General features: G+C 66.9%; 16 protein-coding genes. 2 read left to right on the top strand and 14 right to left on the bottom strand.

All coding sequences use genetic code 11. The annotated features are described in order from the left end of the window. Window positions 1–214: 214 nt before the first annotated feature. A complete protein-coding gene (gene katG, locus ACGTN6_RS10010; protein ID WP_394591312.1) occupies window positions 215–2,392 on the top strand; it encodes a catalase/peroxidase HPI in 2,178 nt (725 codons plus the stop codon). A gap of 152 nt (window positions 2,393–2,544) precedes the next feature. Here katG and ACGTN6_RS10005 read toward each other — a convergent pair whose 3' ends face one another. The 14 genes from ACGTN6_RS10005 to kynU all read right to left on the bottom strand — a co-directional run bounded on the left by ACGTN6_RS10005 (window position 2,545) and on the right by kynU (window position 22,524). Beyond that, entirely contained in the window at window positions 2,545–4,347 is a 1,803-nt protein-coding gene (locus ACGTN6_RS10005) for an ABC transporter permease subunit (protein WP_394591311.1), read from the bottom strand. Next, window positions 4,334–5,878, bottom strand: a complete 1,545-nt coding sequence (locus ACGTN6_RS10000; RefSeq protein ID WP_394591309.1) for an ABC transporter substrate-binding protein — start codon at window positions 5,876–5,878, stop codon at window positions 4,334–4,336. Before ACGTN6_RS10000 ends, ACGTN6_RS10005 begins: the two co-directional genes overlap by 14 nt. Beyond that, window positions 5,875–6,738 carry an ABC transporter ATP-binding protein gene (locus ACGTN6_RS09995; RefSeq protein ID WP_394591307.1) on the bottom strand — a complete coding sequence of 288 codons (864 nt, stop codon included), beginning with the start codon at window positions 6,736–6,738 and terminating at the stop codon, window positions 5,875–5,877. The genes ACGTN6_RS10000 and ACGTN6_RS09995 overlap by 4 nt, the downstream gene beginning before the upstream one ends. Before the next feature lie 3 nt (window positions 6,739–6,741). After that, window positions 6,742–7,524, bottom strand: coding sequence for an ATP-binding cassette domain-containing protein (locus ACGTN6_RS09990; RefSeq protein ID WP_394591452.1), 783 nt, complete (start codon window positions 7,522–7,524; stop codon window positions 6,742–6,744). Between the two features lie 245 nt (window positions 7,525–7,769). Continuing rightward, window positions 7,770–9,248, bottom strand: a complete 1,479-nt coding sequence (locus ACGTN6_RS09985) for a protein adenylyltransferase SelO (protein ID WP_394591306.1) — start codon at window positions 9,246–9,248, stop codon at window positions 7,770–7,772. Between the two features lie 69 nt (window positions 9,249–9,317). After that, window positions 9,318–12,215, bottom strand: coding sequence for a response regulator (locus ACGTN6_RS09980; RefSeq protein ID WP_394591304.1), 2,898 nt, complete (start codon window positions 12,213–12,215; stop codon window positions 9,318–9,320). A 22-nt stretch (window positions 12,216–12,237) separates the two neighbouring features. Then, entirely contained in the window at window positions 12,238–13,887 is a 1,650-nt protein-coding gene (locus ACGTN6_RS09975) for a Glu/Leu/Phe/Val dehydrogenase dimerization domain-containing protein (protein ID WP_394591301.1), read from the bottom strand. A gap of 69 nt (window positions 13,888–13,956) precedes the next feature. Beyond that, entirely contained in the window at window positions 13,957–15,003 is a 1,047-nt protein-coding gene (locus ACGTN6_RS09970; protein WP_394591299.1) for a M14 family metallopeptidase, read from the bottom strand. Beyond that, window positions 15,004–16,491, bottom strand: a complete 1,488-nt coding sequence (locus tag ACGTN6_RS09965; RefSeq protein ID WP_394591297.1) for a hypothetical protein — start codon at window positions 16,489–16,491, stop codon at window positions 15,004–15,006. It abuts the gene before it with no gap. 80 nt (window positions 16,492–16,571) lie between these two features. After that, entirely contained in the window at window positions 16,572–17,888 is a 1,317-nt protein-coding gene (locus ACGTN6_RS09960) for a DUF2252 domain-containing protein (RefSeq protein ID WP_394591296.1), read from the bottom strand. A gap of 140 nt (window positions 17,889–18,028) precedes the next feature. After that, window positions 18,029–19,321 (bottom strand): aromatic amino acid transporter, encoded by a 1,293-nt coding sequence (locus ACGTN6_RS09955; protein ID WP_394591294.1) that lies wholly within the window; start codon window positions 19,319–19,321, stop codon window positions 18,029–18,031. Between the two features lie 245 nt (window positions 19,322–19,566). After that, window positions 19,567–20,427 carry a tryptophan 2,3-dioxygenase gene (gene kynA, locus ACGTN6_RS09950; RefSeq protein WP_394591292.1) on the bottom strand — a complete coding sequence of 287 codons (861 nt, stop codon included), beginning with the start codon at window positions 20,425–20,427 and terminating at the stop codon, window positions 19,567–19,569. Next, the gene (locus tag ACGTN6_RS09945) at window positions 20,424–21,266 is read right to left on the bottom strand and encodes an alpha/beta hydrolase (RefSeq protein ID WP_394591290.1); all 843 of its coding nucleotides are present in this window, start codon (window positions 21,264–21,266) and stop codon (window positions 20,424–20,426) included. The genes kynA and ACGTN6_RS09945 overlap by 4 nt, the downstream gene beginning before the upstream one ends. A 28-nt stretch (window positions 21,267–21,294) precedes the next feature. Further along, window positions 21,295–22,524, bottom strand: a complete 1,230-nt coding sequence (kynU, locus tag ACGTN6_RS09940) for a kynureninase (RefSeq protein ID WP_394591289.1) — start codon at window positions 22,522–22,524, stop codon at window positions 21,295–21,297. A 134-nt stretch (window positions 22,525–22,658) separates the two neighbouring features. On the opposite strand from kynU, the gene ACGTN6_RS09935 reads away from it, so the two are divergent. Further along, entirely contained in the window at window positions 22,659–23,141 is a 483-nt protein-coding gene (locus ACGTN6_RS09935) for an Lrp/AsnC family transcriptional regulator (RefSeq protein ID WP_394591288.1), read from the top strand. The last annotated feature ends 153 nt before the right edge of the window (window positions 23,142–23,294 follow it).

Raw genomic sequence — 23,294 nt, 5'->3', positions numbered from 1 at the left:
GCTGGCCGCGGCTGTATGCATGATTCACGATAAAGGAGGGCTATCGACGCCTTCGAGAAAGAACAATGGAAGTCTCGATCCTCATCACTAAGCTGAAAACAAGAGGATGGAGATCCCCGGGTCGAGTGGCGCGTTTCGGCCGCCGGAGGGTCAGGAAGACCACCTTGAAGCATTTCTGGAGCAGCCAACGACTTCGCGATGAGGGAGACACGAGATGGGTGACGCAACGCAGCAAGGCAGTGCAGGCAAGTGCCCGGTGATGCACGGCGGCAACACCGCCACCGGCCACTCCAACATGGACTGGTGGCCGGAAGCGCTGAACCTCGACATCCTTCACCAGCACGATCGCAAGACCAACCCGATGGGCGAGGACTTCGACTATCGCCAGGAAGTCAGGAAGCTCGACTTCGAGGCGCTCAGGAAGGACATGCACGCCCTGATGACCGACAGCCAGGCATGGTGGCCGGCCGACTGGGGGCATTACGGCGGCCTGATGATCCGCATGGCCTGGCACGCGGCCGGCTCCTATCGCATCGCCGACGGCCGCGGCGGCGGCGGTACCGGTAACCAGCGCTTCGCCCCGCTCAACAGCTGGCCGGACAACGTCAGCCTGGACAAGGCGCGTCGCCTGCTGTGGCCGATCAAGAAGAAGTACGGCAACAAGATCAGCTGGGCCGACCTGATCATCCTGGCCGGCAACGCCGCCTACGAGAGTATGGGGCTGAAGACCTTCGGCTTCTCCTTCGGCCGCGAGGACATCTGGCACCCCGAGAAAGACACCTACTGGGGCGCCGAGAAGGAATGGCTGGCGCCCTCGGATGAGCGCTACGAGAACGTCGACAAGCCCGACACCATGGAGAATCCGCTGGCCGCGGTGCAGATGGGCCTGATCTACGTGAACCCGGAGGGCGTCAACGGCAATCCGGACCCGCTCAAGACCGCCGAGCAGGTACGCGAGACCTTCAAGCGCATGGCGATGGACGATGAGGAAACCGCTGCCCTGACCGCCGGCGGCCACACGGTCGGCAAGACCCACGGCAACGGCGACGCCGACGCCCTCGGGCCGGAGCCCGAAGCGGCCGGCGTCGAGGAACAGGGCCTGGGTTGGCGAAACCCCAACATGCACGGCAAGGCCGCCAACGCGGTGACCTCCGGCCTCGAAGGGGCCTGGACCAAGTACCCGACCAAGTTCGACATGGGCTACTTCGACATGCTGCTCGACCACGAGTGGGAGGTGCGCAAGAGCCCCGCCGGCGCCAACCAGTGGGAGCCGGTCGACATCAAGGAAGAGGACAAGCCGGTCGACGCCAGCGACCCGTCGATTCGCCATAACCCGATGATGACCGACGCCGACATGGCGATGAAGATGGATCCCGCCTACCGGGACATCATCGAACGCTTCCGCCAGGATCCCGCTTACTTCGAGGACTGCTTCGCCCGCGCCTGGTTCAAGCTGACCCACCGCGACATGGGACCGAAGTCGCGCTACATCGGTCCGGAAGTGCCCGACGAGGACCTGATCTGGCAGGACCCGGTGCCGGCCGGCAGCACCCACTACTCGGTGGAAGTCGCCAAGCAGAAGATCGCCGAGAGCGGGCTTTCCGTTTCCGACATGGTCGCCACCGCCTGGGACAGCGCGCGGACCTTCCGCGGCTCCGACATGCGCGGCGGCGCCAATGGTGCACGGATTCGCCTGGCCCCGCAGAAGGACTGGGAAGGCAATGAGCCCGATCGCCTGAGCAAGGTGCTGAAGGTCTACGAGGGTATCGCCGCCGACACCGGCGCCAGCCTGGCCGACCTGATCGTGCTGGGCGGCAGCGTAGGCATCGAACGGGCCGCCCGGGCCGCCGGCCACGACATCCTGGTGCCCTTCTCGCCGGGCCGCGGCGACGCCAGCGACGAGATGACCGACGCCGAGTCCTTCGAGCCGCTGGAGCCGCTGGCGGACGGCTTCCGCAACTGGCAGAAGAAGGAATACGTGGTCAAGCCTGAAGAACTGCTGCTCGACCGCGCTCAGCTGCTGGGCCTCACCGCCCCCGAGATGACCGTGCTGATCGGCGGCTTGAGGGCGCTGGGCACCAACCATGGCGGTACCAAGCATGGCGTACTGACGAGCCGTGAGGGTCAGTTGACCAACGATTTCTTCGTCAACCTGACCGACATGGCCAACACCTGGAAGCCCGCCGGCAACGGGATCTACGAGATTCGCGACCGCAACAGCGACCAGGTGAAGTGGACCGCCAGCCGCATCGACCTGGTGTTCGGCTCCAACTCCATCCTGCGCGCCTACGCGGAGGTCTATGCCCAGGACGACAACCAGGCGAAGTTCGTCGACGACTTCGTCGCCGCCTGGACCAAGGTGATGAACGCCGACCGCTTCGACCTGGCCTGATCGAGATCCACCGCCAAGCCTCGCCGTCACCCACGGCGGCGAGGCTTGTTACGCCACCCATCTCAGACCACCGCGCCGACCCGAGGGTCGGCGCGGTGCTTTGCCCCGGCGGTCATCTACCCTGCCCTCGAATGCCCCCGATCTGCAGAGAATCACCCACGCGGGGATACAGCATGACGAGTACTTGGGACTCGCCACAGGCTGGCCAGCGAGACCGCGAGAATCGACATCAGCACCAGTGCCAGCGACGGCACCAGCACGGCCCAGGGGGCCCGTTCGAGATATGGCATGCTCTCGGAGAGCAGCAGGCCCCACTCCGGCGCCGGCGGGCGCGGGCCAAGGCCCAGGAAACCCAGCGCGGCCAGCGCCAGGGCGGTGCCGGGCAGACGCAGCATCGCATGACGAAACACCGGGCCGGCGACGGCGGGCAGCACATAGCGCGACAGAAGCCGCCAGCGCCCGACGCCCAATACCGGTGTGATGCGGACATGGGGCTGGCCCAGCGTCTCGCTCACCAGCGCCGACGTATGCGCGGCCAGCGGCGCCCAAGTCACCGCCGTGACGGCAATCACGGCGCCGCTGGCGCTGGGGCCCATGAGGCCCGCCACGATCAACCCGGCGATCACTGGCGGTGTGGCGTTGGTGATCTCGATGGGGCCAGCGGCTAGCCGCGGCATCAGGCCGATCGCCAGACCCAGCACGAAGGTGACCAGTACCGTGGCCAGCGCCATGCCCATGGTGGAGATCGCGCCATGGCTAACTCGCGCCAGGATATCCCGCCCGATGCCGTCGGCACCCAGCGGTAGCCCCAGGCTGGGCGGCTGCAGGCGCAGATAGGCGGAGGTCATCGGGTCCCGCGACAGGCCGGCCACCACGATGACCGCCAGCAGTAGCGCAGCCAGAGCCGGTACGATCCAACGGTGACCGCCACCGTGGTCGGTCGGCACCGACACAGGCACGGCCCCCGCCCGCATCGCCCCGCCAAGCAGCAGGGTGCGACACAGGTTGGCCAGCCCACCCAGCACCACGGCGATACCGAGCAGGATCAGGATACCGGTCTGCAGCGCCGGCAAGTCCTGGGCGGAAGCCGCGCCAAGGGTGGCCCGGCCAAGCCCCGGGATCGAGAACACCTGCTCGACGGCGATGGCGCCCCCGGTCAGCCCGACCACTACCAGGCCCACCTGGGGCATGAGGCTCGGCAGCGTGCGCTGCAGCACGGCCAGCACGATGCGTCGCCGCGAAAAGCCGGCCACGTGCCAGGTCGCCACCCAGCGCTCGGCGAAGGCCGAGGTCAGGCCATCGCTGAACAGCCGGCCCAGCAGGCCGCCGGCAGGCAGGCCCAGCGACAGGGCGGGCAGGATCGCGTGATGCCACTCGCCCCAGCCGTAGGGCGGCAGCCAGCGAAGCCAGGCGGCGAACACCACCAGCAGCAGGGCGGCCAGCAGAAACTCTGGCAGCGCCGTGATCGCCGCCCCGACCGCGCCGGAGGTCGGCACCGGCCGCCCGGCCAGGCCGCGGCGCAGCGCCGGCAAGCAGATCAGGGTCGCGGTGACGAGCGCTACAACCAGGGCCGCGGCCATCAGCATGAGCGACACCGTAGTGGCTTCGAGCATGCCCGGCAGCACCGGCGTGCCCGAGATCCAGGAAGTACCGGCGTCACCGTGCAGCAGGCCGGTGAGCCAGTGCTGCAGCTTCTCGAGCGGCCCCATGTCGAGGCCGAGCTGCGCGCGGATGGCGTCGAGCGCCTCCTGGGTCGGGTTCTGGTCGCCGGCCCGGGCACGCAGGATGCTCAGCGCCGGGTCGCGCCCGGACAACCAGGGCAACAACCCCACCAGTGCCACCACGGCGGCCAACGTCACCAGACGCGATAGCCCCGGCAGCAGGGCGCCCCATTCCAGGGGGCGATGCGGCGCCGGGGCCTGTCGAACGTCGGGGTCGACGCTATGCGTCGCCATCGTCGATCAGCCGGGTGTGTTCATTGATCAGTTCCCGCTCGCGCGGGTCGCGCACCGCACCCTCGACGCGGGTAGATTCTCCCTGGATGACGCGCTCGTGGAGCATCGGCACTGCGGCGTCGGTGGCCAGGATGGCGGCCTCGGCGTCGATGATCGCCTCGCGACGCGCCTCACCCGGGGCCAGGTCAGCGGCCTTCTCCAGTGCCGCCTCGACCTCGGGATCGCAGAGCTGAGCGATGTTGAACGAGCCCTCGCAGGCGAAGTCGCTGACCATGTAGGCCACCGGGTCGCCGGAGTCGAGCATGGTCGCCCGGGACAGGATGAAGGCGTCGAACTCGCCGGCCAGCATGTCGGCCTCGATGTGTGCGTACTGGCGCACCTCCTGTTGGACGTCGAAACCGACAGCCTCGAGCTGCTGCTCCAGCAGCACCGCAACCTCCGGCAGCTCCGCCCGGTCGGTGAAGGTGCCCAGCGTGATGGACACGCCGTCCGCATCCTTGGCCTCGGGGCGGCCCTCGACCGGAGAGCGCAGGCCGTCGGCCCACTGCAAGGCCGGGCCCAGCAGGCCGTTGGCGACGTCGGCGCGGCCCTCATAGACGGTGCGCACGATGGCCTCACGGTCGACCGCCTCGCGGGCCGTGGCGCGCAGCGCGGGGTCCGCCAGCGGGCCGGACTCGGTGTTGAGATAGAGGGTGTTGGTGCGCGGCATCGGCACCTCGTGGATCAGCTCGGGATCGATCAGCGCGACCTGGGAAACCGGCACCGCTTCGACCACGTCGGCCTCGCCAGTGCGCAGGGCGGCGCCGCGAGCCGTGCCGTCCGGCACATAGTCGGCGTCGATGCCAGCGAGCTCGGCTCGCTCTCCCCAGTAGTCCTCGAAGCGGTCGAGGTGGGCGCTCTGGGTGCCGTTGATCTCCTCAAGCACGAAGGGCCCGGTGCCGGCCTCGATCGGATTGACGGTACCGTTGTCGCGGTAGGCCTGCTCGGCGAGGATCGCGAGCTGGGGACTGGATAGTCGGTTCGGCACCAGCGGGTCGGACTCGGCGGTACGCACGATGACGGCGTCGTCGCCGTCGGCCTCGATCACCATATCCACGCCGTCGAGGATACGCGGCTTGGGCGCGGCGTTGGTGGCGGCGGTCAGCGAGGCCACCACGCGCTTTGCGGTCAGCGGGGTGCCGTCGTGGAAGATCACATCGTCACGGATCGCGAAGCGCCAGGTGCGTGGGTCGAGCCGCTCCCACTCGGTGGCGAGGAAGGGCTGGGGACTGCCGTCGGCGTCGAGCCGAATCAGCGTCTCGGCGGTGCTCCAGCGAGACAGCTTGAAGGCGTCGTCGGTCAGCGGGTTCAGACCGGAGCGCGGCGGCTGCAGCATGGCGACGCGGATGCGTGGATCGCCTTGCTCGGTGGTGGCCTCGGCGGTTTCGGCCGTCTCGGTCTTGGCGGTATCGCTGTCTTCCTGCTGACAACCGGCCAGCATGGCCAGCGAGAGCATGGCGAACGGAAGGGGCAGGGCGTGGCGTAGCGTCATGGTGGGCTTTCCTTGTCGTAGGTGGCCGGCATGGTGTCGTCATGGTGCGTGGCGAAGTGCGGCAGCCCGGGAGAGGCACGCAGCAGGGCCGCGGTGCGCGCGTGCTCGGGAGACCGGAACAGAGCTGCCGTGGGGCGATCCTCGATGATCTTGCCGTCGTCCAGCACGATGGTTCGCTGGCACAGTCGGCAGACCACCGAGAGGTCATGCGAGATGAGCAGCAGCCCGATGCCGGCATCGTGGTGCAGCGACTTCAGTACCTCGGTGACACGGGACTGAGTCGGCAGGTCCAGGCCGCTGAGCGGCTCGTCGGCCAGCAGCAGGCGTGGGCGTACGGCGATGGCCCGGGCAATGGCCACGCGCTGCGCCTGACCGCCGGAGAGCTCGGTGGGCCGGCGGCGCAGGAAACTGGCGTCCAGGCCGACCTGCTCCAGCGACTCGGCTGCGCGTCGCTCGCGGTGGCAGTCGATGCGCAGCCGCGCGAGCGGCTCCTGGATCAGCTCGCCCACGCTCATGCGAGGGTCCAGCGATGACGCCGGGTCCTGGGGAATGTACTGCACGGTGCGCCTGTACCAGCGCATCGCCCGCACCGTTCCGGGCACGATCGGGCGGCCCTGACAGACGATCTCGCCGGCATCGGCCCGGGTCAGACCGAGCATCAGATTCAGTAACGTGCTCTTGCCGGCGCCGGATACCCCGGCCAGGCCGATGAGCTCGCCACAATGGATGCGGAAGTCCACGTCCTTGAGCGTGTGATACCACTCACGCGCTCGCCAAAGCCGCCGGGAACCGGGCATATACTTGTTGAGCCCGGCGACCCGCAGTAGGGAGCCGTCGTCGTTGAGTGCCGTGTCCGACATGATCTATCCGGTAACCTCGCAGACCGGTGACACGCGATAGGCACCGGGGCCAGCGCCATGGCGAAGTGCCGCGAGCAGCTCGCGGGAGAAGCGATGCCCGGGAGCCTTGATGATGTTCGCCAGGGCGCCGCTCTCTACCAGCCGGCCATCGTCGATGATCACCGCCCGCTCGCAGAGCCGGGCTGCGGCGTGCATGTCGTGGGAAATGAACAGCAGCGACGGTGTCCCAGCGGTGCCGGTGGCATCGCTCAGCAGCGTCAGCACCTCGTCCTGGGACAGCACATCCAGCGCGGTGGTGGGCTCGTCGGCGACGATCAGCGCCGGCTTGCAGGCCAACGCCAGGGCCAGGCAGACACGCTGGCGCTGGCCGCCGGACAGCTCCGCCGACGAACGTCGCACGACCCGCTCCGGGGCCGAGATCCTCATCCGCGCCAGGAGGTCGACGACTGCCCTTTCCGCCTCACGGCGTGACATGCCATGAGCGCGCAAGAACGGCTCGCGAAGCTGGGTGCCAACACTCACCAGCGGGTTCAGTGCAGCCTGGGTGTCCTGAAAGACCATGCCGGCGCGCGCTGTCGACGGGCGACGGGTCGCACGCATCCTGCCGACATCGATGCCATTGATCCGTATGCCTCCCCCCACTGAGGACCCAGGGGGCAGCAGGCCGAGGATCGCCTTGGCCGTGAGGGACTTGCCTGAGCCGGAGGGGCCAAGCAGGCAGACACGCTCACCGGGCTGCACCTGGAAGGACAGGCCATCCACCACGTCTTGTCCGCCCAGGCGCACACTCAATTGATCCACCCTCAGAACAGGGGCGCTTTCCGGTGAGGTCACGAGATGTTTCTGCCTTGGGGATGCCGAAAGGCGAAAGGTTATATCATAACAACAGATGCAAAAACAACGCGCTCTAGCCCTGTCTCGTTCGGCCGGATATGGCCCGGACCTGTTCTCTCGCCCCCAGGCCTCGCGACCGCGTCGGGCGCTCACGAGGCCAAAGGCCACATCGCTGTAAACGAACGCCAGGCAATGGCTCAGGTGCCGCAGAAGGTCCGCAGCACCTTCTCGTCGTCATGCGGCGGGCGCAGGTAGTCGATCTCGCCGTGGGGTTCCTCGAAGGGCCGGGTGATCGCCGCCAGCAGCGCCTCGAAGGGGGCGAAATCATCGTCCTCGGCGGCCGCGACGATGGCCTGCTCAACGCGGTGGTTGCGGGGGATGACCGCCGGGTTGGTGGCGCGCAGGCGCCGCGCCAGCTCGGCGGCGTCGGCGTTTTCCCGAGTCAGCCGCTCGCGCCAGCGCGACAGCCACGCGTCCAGCGCCTCGCGATCGGCGAACAGCTCGGCCAGCCGTGCCTCGCCCTCGGCCCCTGCCAGGGCATCGGCCAGGCGGCGGAAGGCCAGGGTGAAGTCGGCGCGACCGGCGTGCATCACCGCGAGCAGCGACTCGATCAGCTCGCCGTCGCCCTCCTCGGCGGTCTCGAGCCCCAGCTTGGCGCGCATCACGCCGAGGCGGCTGGCCTCGAAGCGCTCGGTGAAGGCCTCGATCGCCGCCGTGGCACGCTCGATGGCGCGGTCAGTGTCGTCGTCGATCAGCGCCAGCAGCGTCTCGGCGAAGCGCGCCAGGTTCCACTGGGCAATGGTCGGCTGGTTGACGAAGGCGTAGCGGCCGCGCTCATCGATGGAACTGAACACGGTGCGCGGATCGTAGGCGTCCATGAAGGCGCAGGGACCGTAGTCGATGGTCTCGCCGGAGATGGCGGCGTTGTCGGTGTTCATCACTCCGTGGATGAAGCCGATCCCCATCCAGCGGGCCACCAGCTCGGCCTGAGCCGCCACCACCGCCTCGAGCAGGCCCAGATAGCGCTCGCCGCCCTCACGCTCGGCGAGGTGAGGATAATGGCGCTCGATCGCCTCGTCGGCCAGCAGCTGCAGGGCCTCGGTATCGCGACGGGCAGCAAAATACTGGAAGGTGCCCACGCGCAGGTGGCTGGCGGCCACCCGGGTCAGCACCGCGCCGGGTTCGGGGATGTGCCGGAACACCCGTTCGCCGCTGGTCACTGCGGCCAGCGCCCGGGTGGTGGGCACGCCGAGGGCGTGCATGGCCTCGCTGACCAGGTACTCGCGCAGCACCGGTCCCAGCGGCGCCCGGCCGTCGCCGCCCCGGGAGAAGGGCGTGCGCCCACTGCCCTTGAGCTGGAGGTCGCGCACCCTGCCCATCCGGTCGATCACCTCGCCCAGCAGCAACGCCCGCCCGTCGCCGAGCTGGGGCACGAAGTTGCCGAACTGATGCCCGGCGTAGGCCATGGCCACGGGCTCGGCGCCCTCGGGCACGGCGTTACCCGACAGCGCTTCGGCGGCCCGCTCGACGTCGAAGGCCTCGAGATCGAAGCCCAGCTCCTCGGCCAGCGGCCGGTTGAAGGCCACCAGCCTCGGCCGCTCGACCGGGGTCGGCAAACATTCGGCGCGCAGCCGATCGGGGAAACGGGCATAGCGCAGGGTAAAGGGGGGAAACATGGCGCCTCCTCATGGTTGGTGACGCCTACCCTACAGAGACAGACGGGGACGACCAAGATTCCCGACGTTTCAATCGCCTTCGTCGCGGCACGTCGCCTCCAGCGCAGGCATCAGCTCGTCCAATCGGCGCGCCAGTGCCTCCCTGGCCGACACGGCCCGCGCCAGCTCGCCGGTCTTGGCCAGCGCCTCCAGCCGCCTGGCGGCCTCACCGGCCGCCAGGCCGCCCACCACTTGCGCCGAGCCCTTGAGGGTATGGGCGGCGCGGCGCAGCGCGCGAACCTCACCGGCCGCCAGGGCGGTATCGATCTCCGCCATCAGTCGCGGCCCCTCATGGCGAAACATCTCGACCATCTCGACGAGCATCTCGTGGTTGCCGTCCAACGCCTTCAAGGCGCCTGCCCAGTCCAGGCAGGGCAGCTGCCCGGCCTCTGGCGCGGCCTCGACGCCACCCGGTACTGCGGCCGATATCAACGCGTCCGATGTGACACCCCCCACCACCTCCTGGCCCGTCTCCTTTACCCCTTCCGAGCGTTCGACCGCGGCATAGAGCTCTGCGGCGCGAAACGGCTTGGAAACGAAATCATCCATCCCGGCCGCCAGGCAGTGCTCGCGATCCTCGCGAGTGGCACTAGCCGTCATGGCGACGATCGGCAACCGATACCCGGCACCTCGGATCGCCCGGGCGGCCTCCAGACCGTCCATCACCGGCATGTGAATGTCCATCAGCACCACGTCGAAGGCCTCGCGCGCCACGGTATCGACGGCCTGGCGTCCGTTCTCGGCCAGCACCACGGCGTGGCCGCGCTGGCGCAGCAGGTCGCAGGCAACCTGCTGGTTAATGCGCCCGTCCTCGACCAGCAGCACCCGCCGGGGCGTCACCGTGGCCGGGGCGACGGACTCGCTGCTCCGCTTCGCCGCGCCCGTGTCGCCCAACGCCTCGCCGATGGCATCGAGCAGCTCGGACTGCTTGAGCGGCTTGAGCAGCAGCCGGGCGATGCCCAGCCGACGTCGCCGGGTCACGTCCCCGGAGCGTCCACCCGAGGAAAGCATCAGGATCGGCATGGCGGCATGGGAGGGGTGAGCACGGATGCGTGCGGCCAGCGCCAGGCCATCCATGTGCGGCATCATCATGTCGAGCAGCGCCAGCGGGAAGCATTCTCCGGCCTGCTCGGCCCGGGCCAGGGCCGCCAGGGCCTCGCGTCCGCTCTCCACGCATACCGGGTGCATGCCCCAGCCGGCCAGGATCTCGTCGAGGATGCGCCGATTGGTGGCATTGTCATCCACCACCAGTACGTCGATCCCCTTCAGGCCGGGCGGCGACATGGCGGCCCCGTCCTCGAGCACCTCCAGGTCGATCTCGAAGACGAAGCGGCTGCCTCGACCGTCCAGTCCCTCACGGACCTCGATATGGCCCCCCATCATCTCCACCAGCTGGGCGGCGATCGACAGCCCCAGCCCGGTGCCACCACTCTGACGGGTGGTGGAACTGTCGGCCTGGCCGAAGGCCTCGAAGATCCTGTGGCGCTTGGCAACGGGAATGCCGATGCCGGTATCTCGGATCTCGACGCCCAGCCGGATCCGCCCCGTTTCGCGGGCGACCAGGCGCAGATCGACCACCACCTCGCCGCGTTCGGTGAACTTGATGGCGTTGCCGACCAGGTTGACCACCACCTGGCGCAGGCGAACGGGATCGCCCAGCACCCGGTCGGGCACCTCCGGCGGAATGTGCACTGCCAGCTCCAGGCCCTTGTCGGCGGCATGTAGCGACAGGGTCTGGAGGGTGTCGCTCAAGGTGTCGCGCAGCGGGAAGGGCGTGGCCTCGAGCTCGAGCCGGCCGGCCTCGATCTTGGAGAAGTCGAGAATGTTGTTGATCAGTCCCAGCAGGGTATCGGCGGATTTCTGGATCAGCGCCACGTACTCGGCCTGCTGCTCGTTGAGCGTGGTGCGCTCCAGCAGCTCGGCCACCCCGATCACGCCGTTCATCGGCGTGCGGATCTCGTGACTCATGTTGGCCAGGAACTCGCCCTTGGCCTGACTGGCCCGCTCCGCCTGGTCTCGGGCACGGCGCAGGTCGTCCTGGGAGCGGCGCAGCGCCTCGGTGGTGGACTGCAGCTCGGCGGTACGCTCGGTGACCAGCTCCTCCAGACGGTGCCGGTGGCGCTCGAGCTCGGTGATGTCGGAATAGACGGCGACGTAGTCTCCGTCGCGGGTGCGATGCTCGCTGATCTGCACGCATACCCCATCGCTGCGGGTGAACTGGTAGGGGCCGACCGGCTCACGGTGCTGAGCGAGGCGCTCGGTGACGTACTGCTCCCCGCTGGCATACTCACGCGGGATCGTGCCCCGAGCGACCACCGCCCGCAGCAGGTCCTCGAAGCGCAGCCCGGGTTCGACCACGTCCACCGGGGTGACGAAATGCTCCTTGAAGCGTGAGTTGTAGAGCACCAGGCGGTCCTCGGCGTCGAAGATCGCAAAGCCCTCGGCGATCGATTCCAGGGCCTCGGTGAGCTGGTGGCGAGCCTCCTCGGTCAGCCGCATCTGAGCCTCGAGGCACTCGCGCTGCTCTTCAAGCTCGGTGATGTCGGTGTAGATAGCCACGATCCCACCGTTGCGAGTGCGGCGCTCGCTGATCATCAGCCGCCTCCCGTCGCCGCGCTCGAGCTTGAAGGGCGGCCCGGGATCGCGGCGCTGTGCAAGGCGCCAGGCGACCCACTCCTCTATCGAACGCTCTCCGGTGAGGATGACGCCCTGCTCGGCCACGCTGCGAATCATGTCCTCGAAGCACATGCCGACTCGGACCATCTGCGGGACACCGGAGCAGTCATCACGGAAACGCCGGTTGAACGCCACCAGGCGATCCTCGGCGTCATAGAGGGTAAAACCCTCGGAGATCGCCTCCAGGGCCTCGATCAACTGACGATGTACCGCTTCGGCCCGATCCGCCCGCTCGCGGTCGTCGTCGTTCATCGCCGCACCCCCTTGCGGCGGCTCACGGGAAGATGCCGCGCATCAGCTTGGCCTCGGTGACCCGGCTGATGCCCTCGATCAGCGCCGCGGTGCGCATGTCGAGGTGCTGCGCCTCGGCCCTGGTAAGGGTGCGCTGGAAGGCATCGAGCAGGATCGCCTGCAGGCGCTCGTGGATCTCGTCGAGGCTCCACATCAGGTTCTGCATGCCCTGCACCCACTCGAAGTAGGACACCGTGACGCCACCGGCATTGCCGAGGATATCCGGCAGCACGAAGATGCCGCGCTCCTGGAGGATGTCATCGGCTTCCAGCGTGGTCGGGCCATTGGCCCCCTCGGCGAGCAGGCGGCACTCCAGGCGCGCAGCGTTCTCCACCGTGACCTGGTTCTGCAGCGCGGCCAGCACCAGGATGTCGCAGTCCAGCTCCAGCAGCTCGTCGTGGTCGACGATCTCCGGCGCGGGAAAACCATGCAGGCGGCGATGCTCATCGGCATAGGCAGTCAGCGCCTCTACCGACAGCCCGGCCTCGTCGTGGAGCGCGGTGGACGCGTCGCCGACGCCGATGATCTTCACCCCACGTTCGGCGAGGAAGCGCGCCGCATGGCTGCCCACGTTGCCGAAGCCCTGAACTACCGCGGTGGCGCCGCTCAGCTGGAGCCCCAGGTGGCGGGCAGAGGCCTCGATCAGATAGACCAGCCCACGGCCGGTAGCTTCCTTGCGCCCCAGCGAACCGCCCAGCACTACCGGCTTGCCGGTCACCACCGCCGGCACCGTATGGCCGACCTGCTGGCTGTAGGTGTCCATCAGCCACGCCATGACACGCTCGTCGGTGCCCAAGTCCGGGGCCGGGATGTCCTTGTCGGGGCCGATGATGTCGATGATCTCGGTGGTGTAGCGCCGCGTCAGGCGCTGCAGCTCGCGGTCGCTAAGGGTGGTCGGGTCGACCCGCACGCCGCCCTTGGCGCCGCCGAAGGGCAGCTTCATCAGCGCGCACTTCCAGGTCATCCACATCGCCAGGGCCGCCACCTCGCCCAGGTCGACGTCCTCGTGGTAGCGAATGCCGCCCTTGGTCGGCCCCATGGAGAGCAGGTGCTGGACCCGATAGCCGAACACCGTCTCCACCTGGGCACGGTCGTCGCGGAAAAACGGGAAGCTGACCATCTGGGTGCGCTGGGGAAACAGCAGGCGCTGGCGCAGGTTGTCATCCAGCCCCATGTACTGGGCGGCCTTGAGGAACTGCTGCTGGGCCAGGCGGAACATCGGCGAGTCCCACTCGCCGCCCCGCGCCCTGGCCCGAGACAGGGTGTAGCGAATCGCCCGGCCGAGCGACACGCTCTTGAGGTGCGACTTCACCAGGTAGTCGTAGGCGCCGGACTCCACCGCCCTCGCCGCCAGCTTGACGTCGTCGAGGCTGGTGAGCACCACTACCGGCACCTGGGGCGCCACCAGGCGCACCCGGAACAGGGTCTCCAGCTCTTCGCTGTCGGGCAGCACCAGGTCGAGCAGCACCAGGTCCACCCCGCCCTTGACCAGCCGCGTCAGGCCGTCGGCCAGGTTGTCCACCGCCTCGACCTCGCAGCGTAGCTGGGAATCCTCACCCAGCAGCTTCTGGATCAGCTTGCGATGCATCGGGTTGTCCTCGACCAGCAGCAGACGTACCGGGGAATCCTGCATGATCGAGCCCTCCCGAATTGACGTGCCATGCCTGGCCGGCCGGGCTTGAGGCTCGGGCATGGGTTGCTATCAGCGTAGGCTACCCTCAGGCGTTGCGGGCACCGCATAGAACAGACAGTCGCTGCGCGCGATCTCGCTGTTGGTGGTGGCCATGAACAGCCGCAGCGGCCGCCGGGCATGCAGTCGGCCGTCACGCGCCTCGAGCAGCTCGGCCAGGCGCTCGCGCCCCTGACCGTCGCACGCCGTCAGACAGGCCAATCCCTGCTCGCCCAGCCAGCCGAGGCGCGCGTCCGGCAGGGTCACGCCGCGATTGTGCTCGTCGATACGCGCCCACAGCGTGAGATCGAAGCCGGGGCGCGGCTCACGGGCATAGACGACGCTGCCCCCTGGGCGCAGCTCGACGCGCAGCGGATGGACCAGCACCTCGAGGCCCTGAGACGGCGGCATGGTGGCCGGCTCGGGACACTCGGCAAGCAGTCGCAGCAGCCCCTCGGCGACCTCCCGGGCCGCAGGCTGCAGGGCGCCGCCGCACTCCAGGGTGAAAACCGGGCAGTCGGCAAGTGCAGGCATCTCGTGGGGCAGCTCCATCAGGCTGCCGAGCCGCAGGTCGGTGACGATCAGCCGCTCGCAGAAGCGTCCGGCCAGGGCCTCGATCACGGGATGGCAGCGGGTGGCGACGGCGAAGGCCGGGCCGTTGCCCGAGGTGTTGTGCAGGTCGACCACGAGCTCCGGCACCAGCGCCGCCAGGTCATGGGCGATCGCCCGGGCCAGGGCCCCGGATGGTCCCTCGAAGGGCGGCCGGAAGCAGCGGTTGAGGTCACGACCGTCCGGGGCATGGCGATGCGTGAACAGGGGATGGCTCAGTGCCCCGCGCACGTTGGCCAGCAGCACCGCCAGGCGCGTGCGGGGCCGCGGGCCGCTCATCAGCCAGCGATGCAACGCCAGCGTCCCGGACGGCTCGTTGCCATGCAGCAGGGTCGTGACGACCCGACAGCGCCGGGTGTCCTCACCCTCGAGAATCAGCCATACCGGGCCACCCAGCGACTGTAGCCAGGCCGCGATATCCGCATGCTCGACCCTGGGATCGCGGATCACGGGCAGTTCGAGCGCGCTCATTCAGTCCTCCAGGGGCCAGCGCGCCACCGGCCGATTGGTCGCCATGGCCGCCTGATAGGCCTCGAGCAGGCGTTGACAGGCCCGACTCCGGGAACGTCCCTGACCTTCGAAGTGCGACAGCGCACGACGCTGCCAGACGGCGCCGCTGGTTCGCGCCGCCAGGCGCTCCCCGATCACCGCCAGATAGGGGCCGGTGTCGGCCTCTCCTACTCCCAGCGAACGTAGACCGCACTGAACGTCCGGCAGCAGCCGCTCGAGGAGTTCGACCACCGGCGTCTCCTCCAGCCGATGATGCTTGCGATGCGGCCACAGCAGCCGGGCGTCGAGCCCCGACTGGGCGGCGCGATAGAAATTGTATTCGGCATAGCGGAACGGCATGGCGCTCAGCCAGCGTGCAATGTCGTCGCGCAGGGCGGCCACCAGGCCCAGCATCAGGACCACGTTGGCCACCATGTCCACGGCGGTCGGCCCCGACGGCAGGGCGCGCATCTCCAGGCGCAGATGACCATCGCCGACGGGATCGTAGACGGCCCGATTCCAGGGCCAGACGGTTCCCATGTGCAAGCGCAGCTCCGCCAGGCCCGGCGCCGTGGAGCCGGATGGCGAATCCTCGGGCCAGGCATCGGCGATGATCGGCAGGATGGGCGGATAGAGGGCGACCGCCTCGGCGAACAGCTCCCATGGGCTCTGACGGACCCAGCCCTGGCCGAAGTTCACCCGTGCCGGCTCGCGCCAGCGGGCGTCGCGCATCCGGCAGTCCACGGACTGCTTGAACAGCGCGATGCGGGTCTCGTCCCACAGCAGCCGCTGCAGGAACAGCGGCGAGTTGGCGGCCAGCGCCAGCACCAGGGGCGTGACCAGCTGGGCAGCGTTATAGGTGTCGGCAAAGCGTTCGGGGTCGACCCGCAGGTGCACTTGCAAGGAGGTGTTGGCGCCCTCCAGCACCACATGATCGCTCGAGACCCGCACGCTGTCCTCGCCGCGGATCTCCACATCGAAGGGCTCGCCGCGCATCCGCTGGAGCTCGCGTTCCAGGGCGCGATAGCGCGGCAAGTCGCTCATCGCATGACTGCCCAGATCGGCGCGCCTCAAGGTGGGCAGAATACCGATCGGCACGATATGGGCCCGGTACGCCGAGGCAGCCTCTTCGAGCCGCCGCAGGGCCAGGCGCAACTGGTCCTCCAGGGCATGCATCGGGCACCCCGACAGCGACAACGGCGCCAGGTTGTACTCGATGTTGAAGCGGTTGAGCTCCAGCTGCAGCTGGGGATCCCCGAGGCCCTCGAGCAACGCCTGGTTGAGGAGCGCCACCCGCCCTCGGCCGTCGACGATATAGGCCTCCAGCTCGGCGCCGATGCTGGGCGCGCCGACACCGAAGCCCGGCTGGCCAAGCAGCTCGTGCAGGATGTCGAGGCTCTGGCGCAGGCGCTTGCCGAAATGCTGGTAGTCCGACGCCGAGAAGGCCTCGCGATCGATGACCGCGCCCATCGCCGCCCCTCCGGGAAAGTGGCCGCCGATAGTGTCAGTCTAGGACCCCGTCGGACTTGATGCCGATCTACTGCGAAGGCCTACTCCGCCTCCCGGGCCTCGACGAAGGTGCGATGATCCAGGGCCACGCAATCGGCGTAGCTGAAGGCCAGGGTCGCCACCATGTCGACGAAGTGGTCTCGCCCGCCCTCGACACGCTCGCCCACCACGCGGGCAAAACGCCCGGGGTCGTCGGCGTGAAGCACCCGGGCGCCGCGCAGGTGCTCGCGAGCGAGGATCCGCCCCCACTGCTTGGCCAGCTTGCGATAGGGCTTGTCGCCGTCGAGCTTGTGGGTGGGAAAGTCTTCCTTGAAGGGCGAGCGCTCGCGCACCGAGAACACCGCCTGGCCCAGATGCAGCCAGCCGAGGTAGACATCGGGGTGCTCGGCGATGGCGGTGAAGGCGGCGGCATGACGGGCGCCCTCGTGGGCAAAGGCGCGGCGCCAGTCTCGTTTCTCGGCGGCGTTCATCAGCCGCCAGCCATCGGGCGGGGTCTGGCGCTTGACGTCGAGGATGACGTCGTCATGAGCGTGGTCGCGCCCGCCCTCGATCAGCACGTAGTAGCGCTCGAGCCCCAGCGAGCCGGTGCCGGCATCGAGCCGTCGCGCCATATCCTTGACCCGGAAATGATCCTCCTCGGCCTCGGCACAGGCGCCGCGCAGGGTATCGCGATACTCGCCCTCGACGGCCTTGCGTAGCTGGCTGGCCAGGTGCGCCGGCAGCCGGGCCAGCTTTTCCGGACGCTCGTCAACGGCGAAGCGCCGGCCGTCCTCACCAAGCGTGGTCCACTTGTCGAGCATTTTCTCCCGGCTCTCCTTGCGCGCCACCTTCTCCAGGAAGGGACCCAGCGGCCCCTTGGCGGTATCCAGGGTCACCGCGCCGGGGATCTCGCCCTCGGCGTGATCGTCGAGCTCGTCCAGGTAAGCTTCGATAAGCGTTGCGAGCGACTTGTCGATGCCCTTGCGCGACAGCTCCGCATTTTCCCGGGCGTCCAGCACCAGGCTGATGGCCAGCCGCCAGAGATCGTACTGGTAGTCGCCGACCAGGGCGTCGTCGAAGTCGTCCATGCCGTAGCGCACGGCATCGTCGTGGTGACCATAGGCGCCGAAGTTGTAGACGTGGGCGTCACCCTGCAGCCAGGTCTGGGTCTCGGGCAGTCCGCCGTAGAGCGCGAAGCGCCAGTCGTGCCAGACGTCGTCCCAGTAGAGATGGTTGGTGCCGCGGAAGAAGCGATACGGCGACTCGGCCAGCTTGGCGTACTTGGCGGCACGCTCGTCGGCGCTCAGGTCGACGTTGGCCGCCTCGATGGCATCGAGCACCCGGCGGGGGCGATTGTGGCGGGTCAGCGGTGGCGACATGCGTAGACTCCCAATGGCAGAAGAGGGCCGCAGTCCCGCGGCCCTCGTCAGTCAAGCAAGCCTGGCGACCGCCGGCAAGCCGGACGCGTCAACCCTGTGGCCTTCACCCCAGGCATGAGCATGCACGCTCATGCGGTCATTTAGAACTCAGGGACCGGCAGCAGGCCAAAAACCCCCATGAAATGCAGGACTCCAACGGTAACGCCGAACAGCAGTACCAGAAAGATCGCGGCATTGCCGCCCGGCGCCAGGAACGCACGCTTCCCTTCCACCGTCATGCGGGACTTTCTTGCCAACATGGCAGGTATGATGCACGTCCAAACCGTCGCAGCAGCCCCCGCGTAGCCAATAGCCAGCAGGAAACCGAATGGAAACAGCAGTGACAGGACAAGAGGGGGAAGGAACGTGATGGCCCAGGTTTTCAGGCGCCCTCTTCGATCATCGTCGAACCCTGCCAAGTCTGCCATGAAGTCGAAAACTCCCAGACCAACGCCGACAAAGGAGGAAAATACAGCAGCGGATGAAAAGGCACCGATGATATCGGAAACCCTCTCTGACACGATTACCCCGCCAAGAGAAGAGAGAAGGACGTCGACCTCACCACCCTGGGAAAGAATTCCATCAAATGCTGACCGAGGCAGATTGCCGAATATGCTGACGACCCACAAAACATACAGCAAAAGGGCGATGACAGTACCGCCAAGAATGGCCTGCCCGGCTTTCCTCTCATCCTGATAGTACGACCGCAGGGAGGCCACGGAGTGATGATAGCCAAAGGAAGTCAGGGCGACGGGGAACATGGCCAGCACAAAAGGAAACCTCTTCACTTCCTCTTCAAGGCTACTCACGAGAGAGGAAATATTTACCTCGACTGTCAAGCCAAAGACACCAAACACGAAGCTCAACACCATGAACAGAATCAGTAGAACGGACAGCCGATCCACGGCACGAGTGGAATGAAGCACGAAGGACGAAAACACTGCCACGAAAATGACGGAAGCCAGCTTCTCGTTAATACCCAAGGCACTTTCTATCATCAAGCCGGAAGATGTCGTGTAGGCATAAAGCAAGATAGCGCCAACGAAATACACCATCAAGTTGTTGAAAAAGCACACTCTCTTGCCAAGAATGGCTTTTGTGACCGTATTGAAAGACGCCCTGTACTCATACTGTCCAAGTGTTTCGAGCAGCATCCACCCGGATAGCGTCATCACGATCATGGTGATACACAGCGCCAGCCCCGACCACAGCATCCAGGCGCCGGCACCGGCACTGGGCAGCCCAAGCATGCCCGCGCCGACGCATACGCTTGCCACTATGCTGGCGCCACCGACAACCGAGGATTTTCTTGTCATAGTCATCATCCGATAGTCAAAAATTGCTTGTCGACCGACATGATCCAACGGACACGAACGCGATACCTGTTCCGACATGTCGGCCTGGTCTTCCCTGGTCTTCCCAAGCCTTCCTTCGCCAAACGCCTCTGACGCGCCCTGCAGTTGACAACCGCACCGCGCCTTACCCAGCACTCCACTGCGCAGGAAAGGTTGCTCCAGGCTTCTCGTGAAGCTTGAAGGTTATTTGTCACCATCCAAGCATGCTTTCGGCACGCGTCATGACATCCTCAAGCGCGTACCGAACACTGTCACCGCTTCTAATGGAGCGCCGGGCAAGCCGGCTACAGCGAGGTCCTGACCGACCAGAGCTCAGGAAAGAACTTCAGATCCAGCGCCTTCTGCAGATAGGACACCCCTGAGGTGCCGCCAGTCCCGCTCTTGTGGCCAATGATACGTTCCACGGTTTTCATGTGGCTAAAGCGCCATTTGTGGAAGTTGTACTCGGTATCTACCAGCTTTTCCGCCAGTTCGTACAGGTCCCAGTGCTGATCAGTATTGGCGTAGATGTCTGCCCACACGGCTTCGACCTCGGCACAAGCCTCGTACGGCTCCGACCAGTCTCGCTCCAGTACCGATGCCGGCAGCTTGAAACCTCGCCGAGCCAGCAACTGCAGGCTGACGTCATACAGGCTTGGGGCCTGCAAGACACTCATGAGCCTCTGGTAATGCTCGGCGTGCGAGCGATGCACCTTGACCATACCGGGGTGCTTGTTGCCCAACAGAAACTCCAGCTCCCGGTATTGATACGATTGAAAACCGGAGCTCTGCCCAAGGCTATCGCGGAAACTGACATAGTCGGTAGGCGTCATGGTGACCAGTACTTCCCAGGCCTGGATCATCTGCTCCTGGATTCGCGCGACTCGGCTGAGCATCTTGAAGGCCGGCCGGAGCTGGTCCGCCGCAATATGCCGCGCCGCCGCATGCGCCTCGTGCAGGCCCTGCTTGAGCCATAGCTCGGAGACCTGGTGGATAATCACGAAGAGCATTTCATCATGCTCGTCAGAGACAGGGCGCTGACAGGACAGCAGAGCCTCGAGCCCAAGGTACTGCCCATAGCTCATGTCCTGATCCCAGTGAACACTTTTTTCGTCCTGCAGGTTCACGGCATTCCGGCGTGTCTTGTTCTCGTTTGAATGGTTCACGGTTGCTCTCCTACTTCCACCCATGATGTTACGTTTGCCGATGGATCGTCTCTCGAACGGCCTGGCATGCTGCCGAGTCGTTCGAGAATGTCGAAATGGTCACAGTCCTTGAGTGCGGTGAGTCGGCTGGGCACCCCGGCCGCTCGCACCTGCTCATCGAGCCATTCGCTCTGCGCGTGGAACGCCGGCGGATCGAACGCTCCGTATACCAGCTGCAATGGCGGAAGCCCCGCCAGTGGCTGACACAGGGGGCTGAGCCGCTCGGCACGTTCATGATCCAGCCCCAGCGGCTCATTGATGTATGTCTCCACCAGGGGGCGCAGGTCATAAATACCGCTGATCAACCATAGCGAGTCGATACCAGACAGCCCTTTCCCGCCCAGACAGCTCATCAATGCCAAGTGCGCGCCAGCACTATGGCCGCCCAGGTGAAGGCTGGCTTCCCGATTCAGCTCGCCGAGCACATGTCGCAGAACCGCTACCGCGTGCCGGCAGGCCTCGATCATTGCCTCGATGGAAGCCTGAGGCGCAAGTGGATAATCCACTGACGCAAAGGCCCAGCCGGCCTCGAGCCAATCAGCGGCCATGAAGTCCGTCGCAGAGGCGTCGAGCTCCTGCCAGTAGCCTCCGTGCAAGAACGCCATCAGCGAGCGTGGTTTGCCCGTTGCCGGCAGGAAGAGATTGATCCCCTCCCAGGCTCCCGATCCATAGCTCAGGCGCTGCGGCACATGGCGTTCCCGCAGGCGCCTGCCAAGCGCTGCCTGGCGCTCCAGGCTGGCGTCGAAATTCCGAGCCCAACGGCTCGGCGAGTAGGCATGGTCCAGTGCCTGGTCGGTCATGACATCCGCTCCCTTGCTTTCCCAGCCTTCAGGTCACCGCGCCGCGTACCTGGAAGCGCGGCTCCCGGTACTCACCGCTTTCGACCACCTCGCGGAAATGCCGCGCCGCCCGCCAGACGTCCTCGAAGCTCAGGTAGAGCGGCGTGAAGCCGAAGCGCATCAGGCCCGGCTCGCGGTAGTCGCCGATCACCCCTCGGGCGATCAGCGCCTGGACGATGGCGTAGCCGTGCTCGGTATCCACCAGCGAGACCTGGCTGCCACGCGCCTCGGTGGGCGGGGTGAGATCCTTGATGCCATGGGCGGCGAAGATGTCGGCCAGGCACTCGCGGAACAGCTCGCTCATCGCCAGGCTCTTGTCGCGCAGGGCCTGCATGTCGACCTCGGCCCACATGGAAAGCGAGGCCTCCAGGGCGCTGTAGATCAACGCCGAGTGGGTGCCGGTGCGAAACCGCGTGATATCGCCGGCCGGCGCATAGTCGGCCTCGAAGGCGAAGGGCGCGGCGTGGCCGTGCCAGCCGGAGAGCGGCTGCCAGCCGCCGTCCTGGTGGTCGCGGTGGACGTACAGGAAGGCCGGGGCGCCGGGACCGCCGTTGAGGTACTTGTAGGTGCAGCCCACCGCATAGCGCGCGCCGCAGCCGTTGAGGTCCACCGGCAGCGCCCCGGCCGAGTGGGCCAGGTCCCAGATCACCTCGGCGCCATGTTCGTGCACCAGCCGAGTGGTAGCCGCCATGTCACGCAGCCGCCCGGTGCGGTAGTTGACCTGGCTCAGCACCACCACCGCCACGCCGTCCAGGTGCGCGGCCAGGTCTCCGCCCTCGGGCAGAAAGCGGTGCTCGTAACCGCTGACCCGGCAGAAGCCCTGGGCGATATAGCCGTCGGTGGGGAAGTTGCCGCCCTCGCTGAGCACCGCGCGGCGGTCGTCGCTGCGCTGCCCGGTGATGTAGCCCAGCAGCTTGAAGAGATTGAGCGTGATGTTGTCGGTGACCACCACCTCACCGTCGCCGGCGCCGATGATGGGTGCCATCAGGTCGCCGAGGCGCTCGGGGGCGTCGAACCAGCCCTGGTTCCAGCCCTTGATCAGCTCGTCGCGCCACTGGTCCAGGGTTCCGTCCACCGCCTGGCGGGCCGCCGTCGGCTGGGCGCCGAGGGAGTTGCCGTCGAGATAAAGGACGCCTTCGGGCAGGGCGAAGCGGCACTTGAAGTCGGCCAGGGGATCCTGGCGATCAAGCTCGCGGACGCGTTCCAGGCTCACGCTCATGTCGGGTCTCCGGAAAGGAAAGGGAATCACCTGGGAACATTCTAGGGGGAGAGGGATGACGCGGGGTTGCGTTCTTATGCGCTCGGAAGCACCTTATGCGCAAGATTTTTGCACCAAATAGAGAGAAACGAAAAATGACGTCACTCGATCGCTTCGACCTGAAGCTTCTTCAAGCCCTGCAGCGCGACGCCCGCCTCACTCTCGGCGCCCTCTCCGAGGCCGTCAGCCTCTCACCCAGCCAGTGTTCACGACGACTGGCACGACTGGAGCGCGAAGGCGTCATCCAGGGCTACTCGCTGCGGCTTGACCCGCCCGCCCTGGGGCTGGCGGTAACCGCCTTCATCTTCATCTCCATGGACAAGTCGCGCATGCACCATCCCCACGAGGCCGTGGCGGCGCTACTGGCCCGCGACGAAGTCACCGAGTGCCATACCGTCACCGGCAACCACGATTTCCTGCTCAAGGTGGTGGTCGAGAGCCTGGGTGCGCTGTCGACTTTCCTCGCCGAGGCGGTGAGCCCGCTCGACGGCCTCCACGACGTCGCCACCCAGGTGGCCATGGACACGCTCAAGAGCGGAGGGCCGCTGAAGGTGGCAAACGACTGGCCCAAGGCCTAAGGAAACACTGATCTGCTGCGGCGCTCGACAATCTACAGGGACGCGGGACGTACAAAGATTCGTAGGGAACGAACCTAGCCACCCTGGCCGTCGGCAGGGCTGGTACGCCACCCCAATCAACATCTTCATTTCCTGACTTGCAAGATCCGGTGT

Source organism: Halomonas sp. B23F22_20, from assembly GCF_043496985.1.
Taxonomy (GTDB): domain Bacteria; phylum Pseudomonadota; class Gammaproteobacteria; order Pseudomonadales; family Halomonadaceae; genus Halomonas.
Note: the sequence above shows the minus strand (reverse complement) of the source record. Positions and strands in the feature narration are given on the sequence as shown.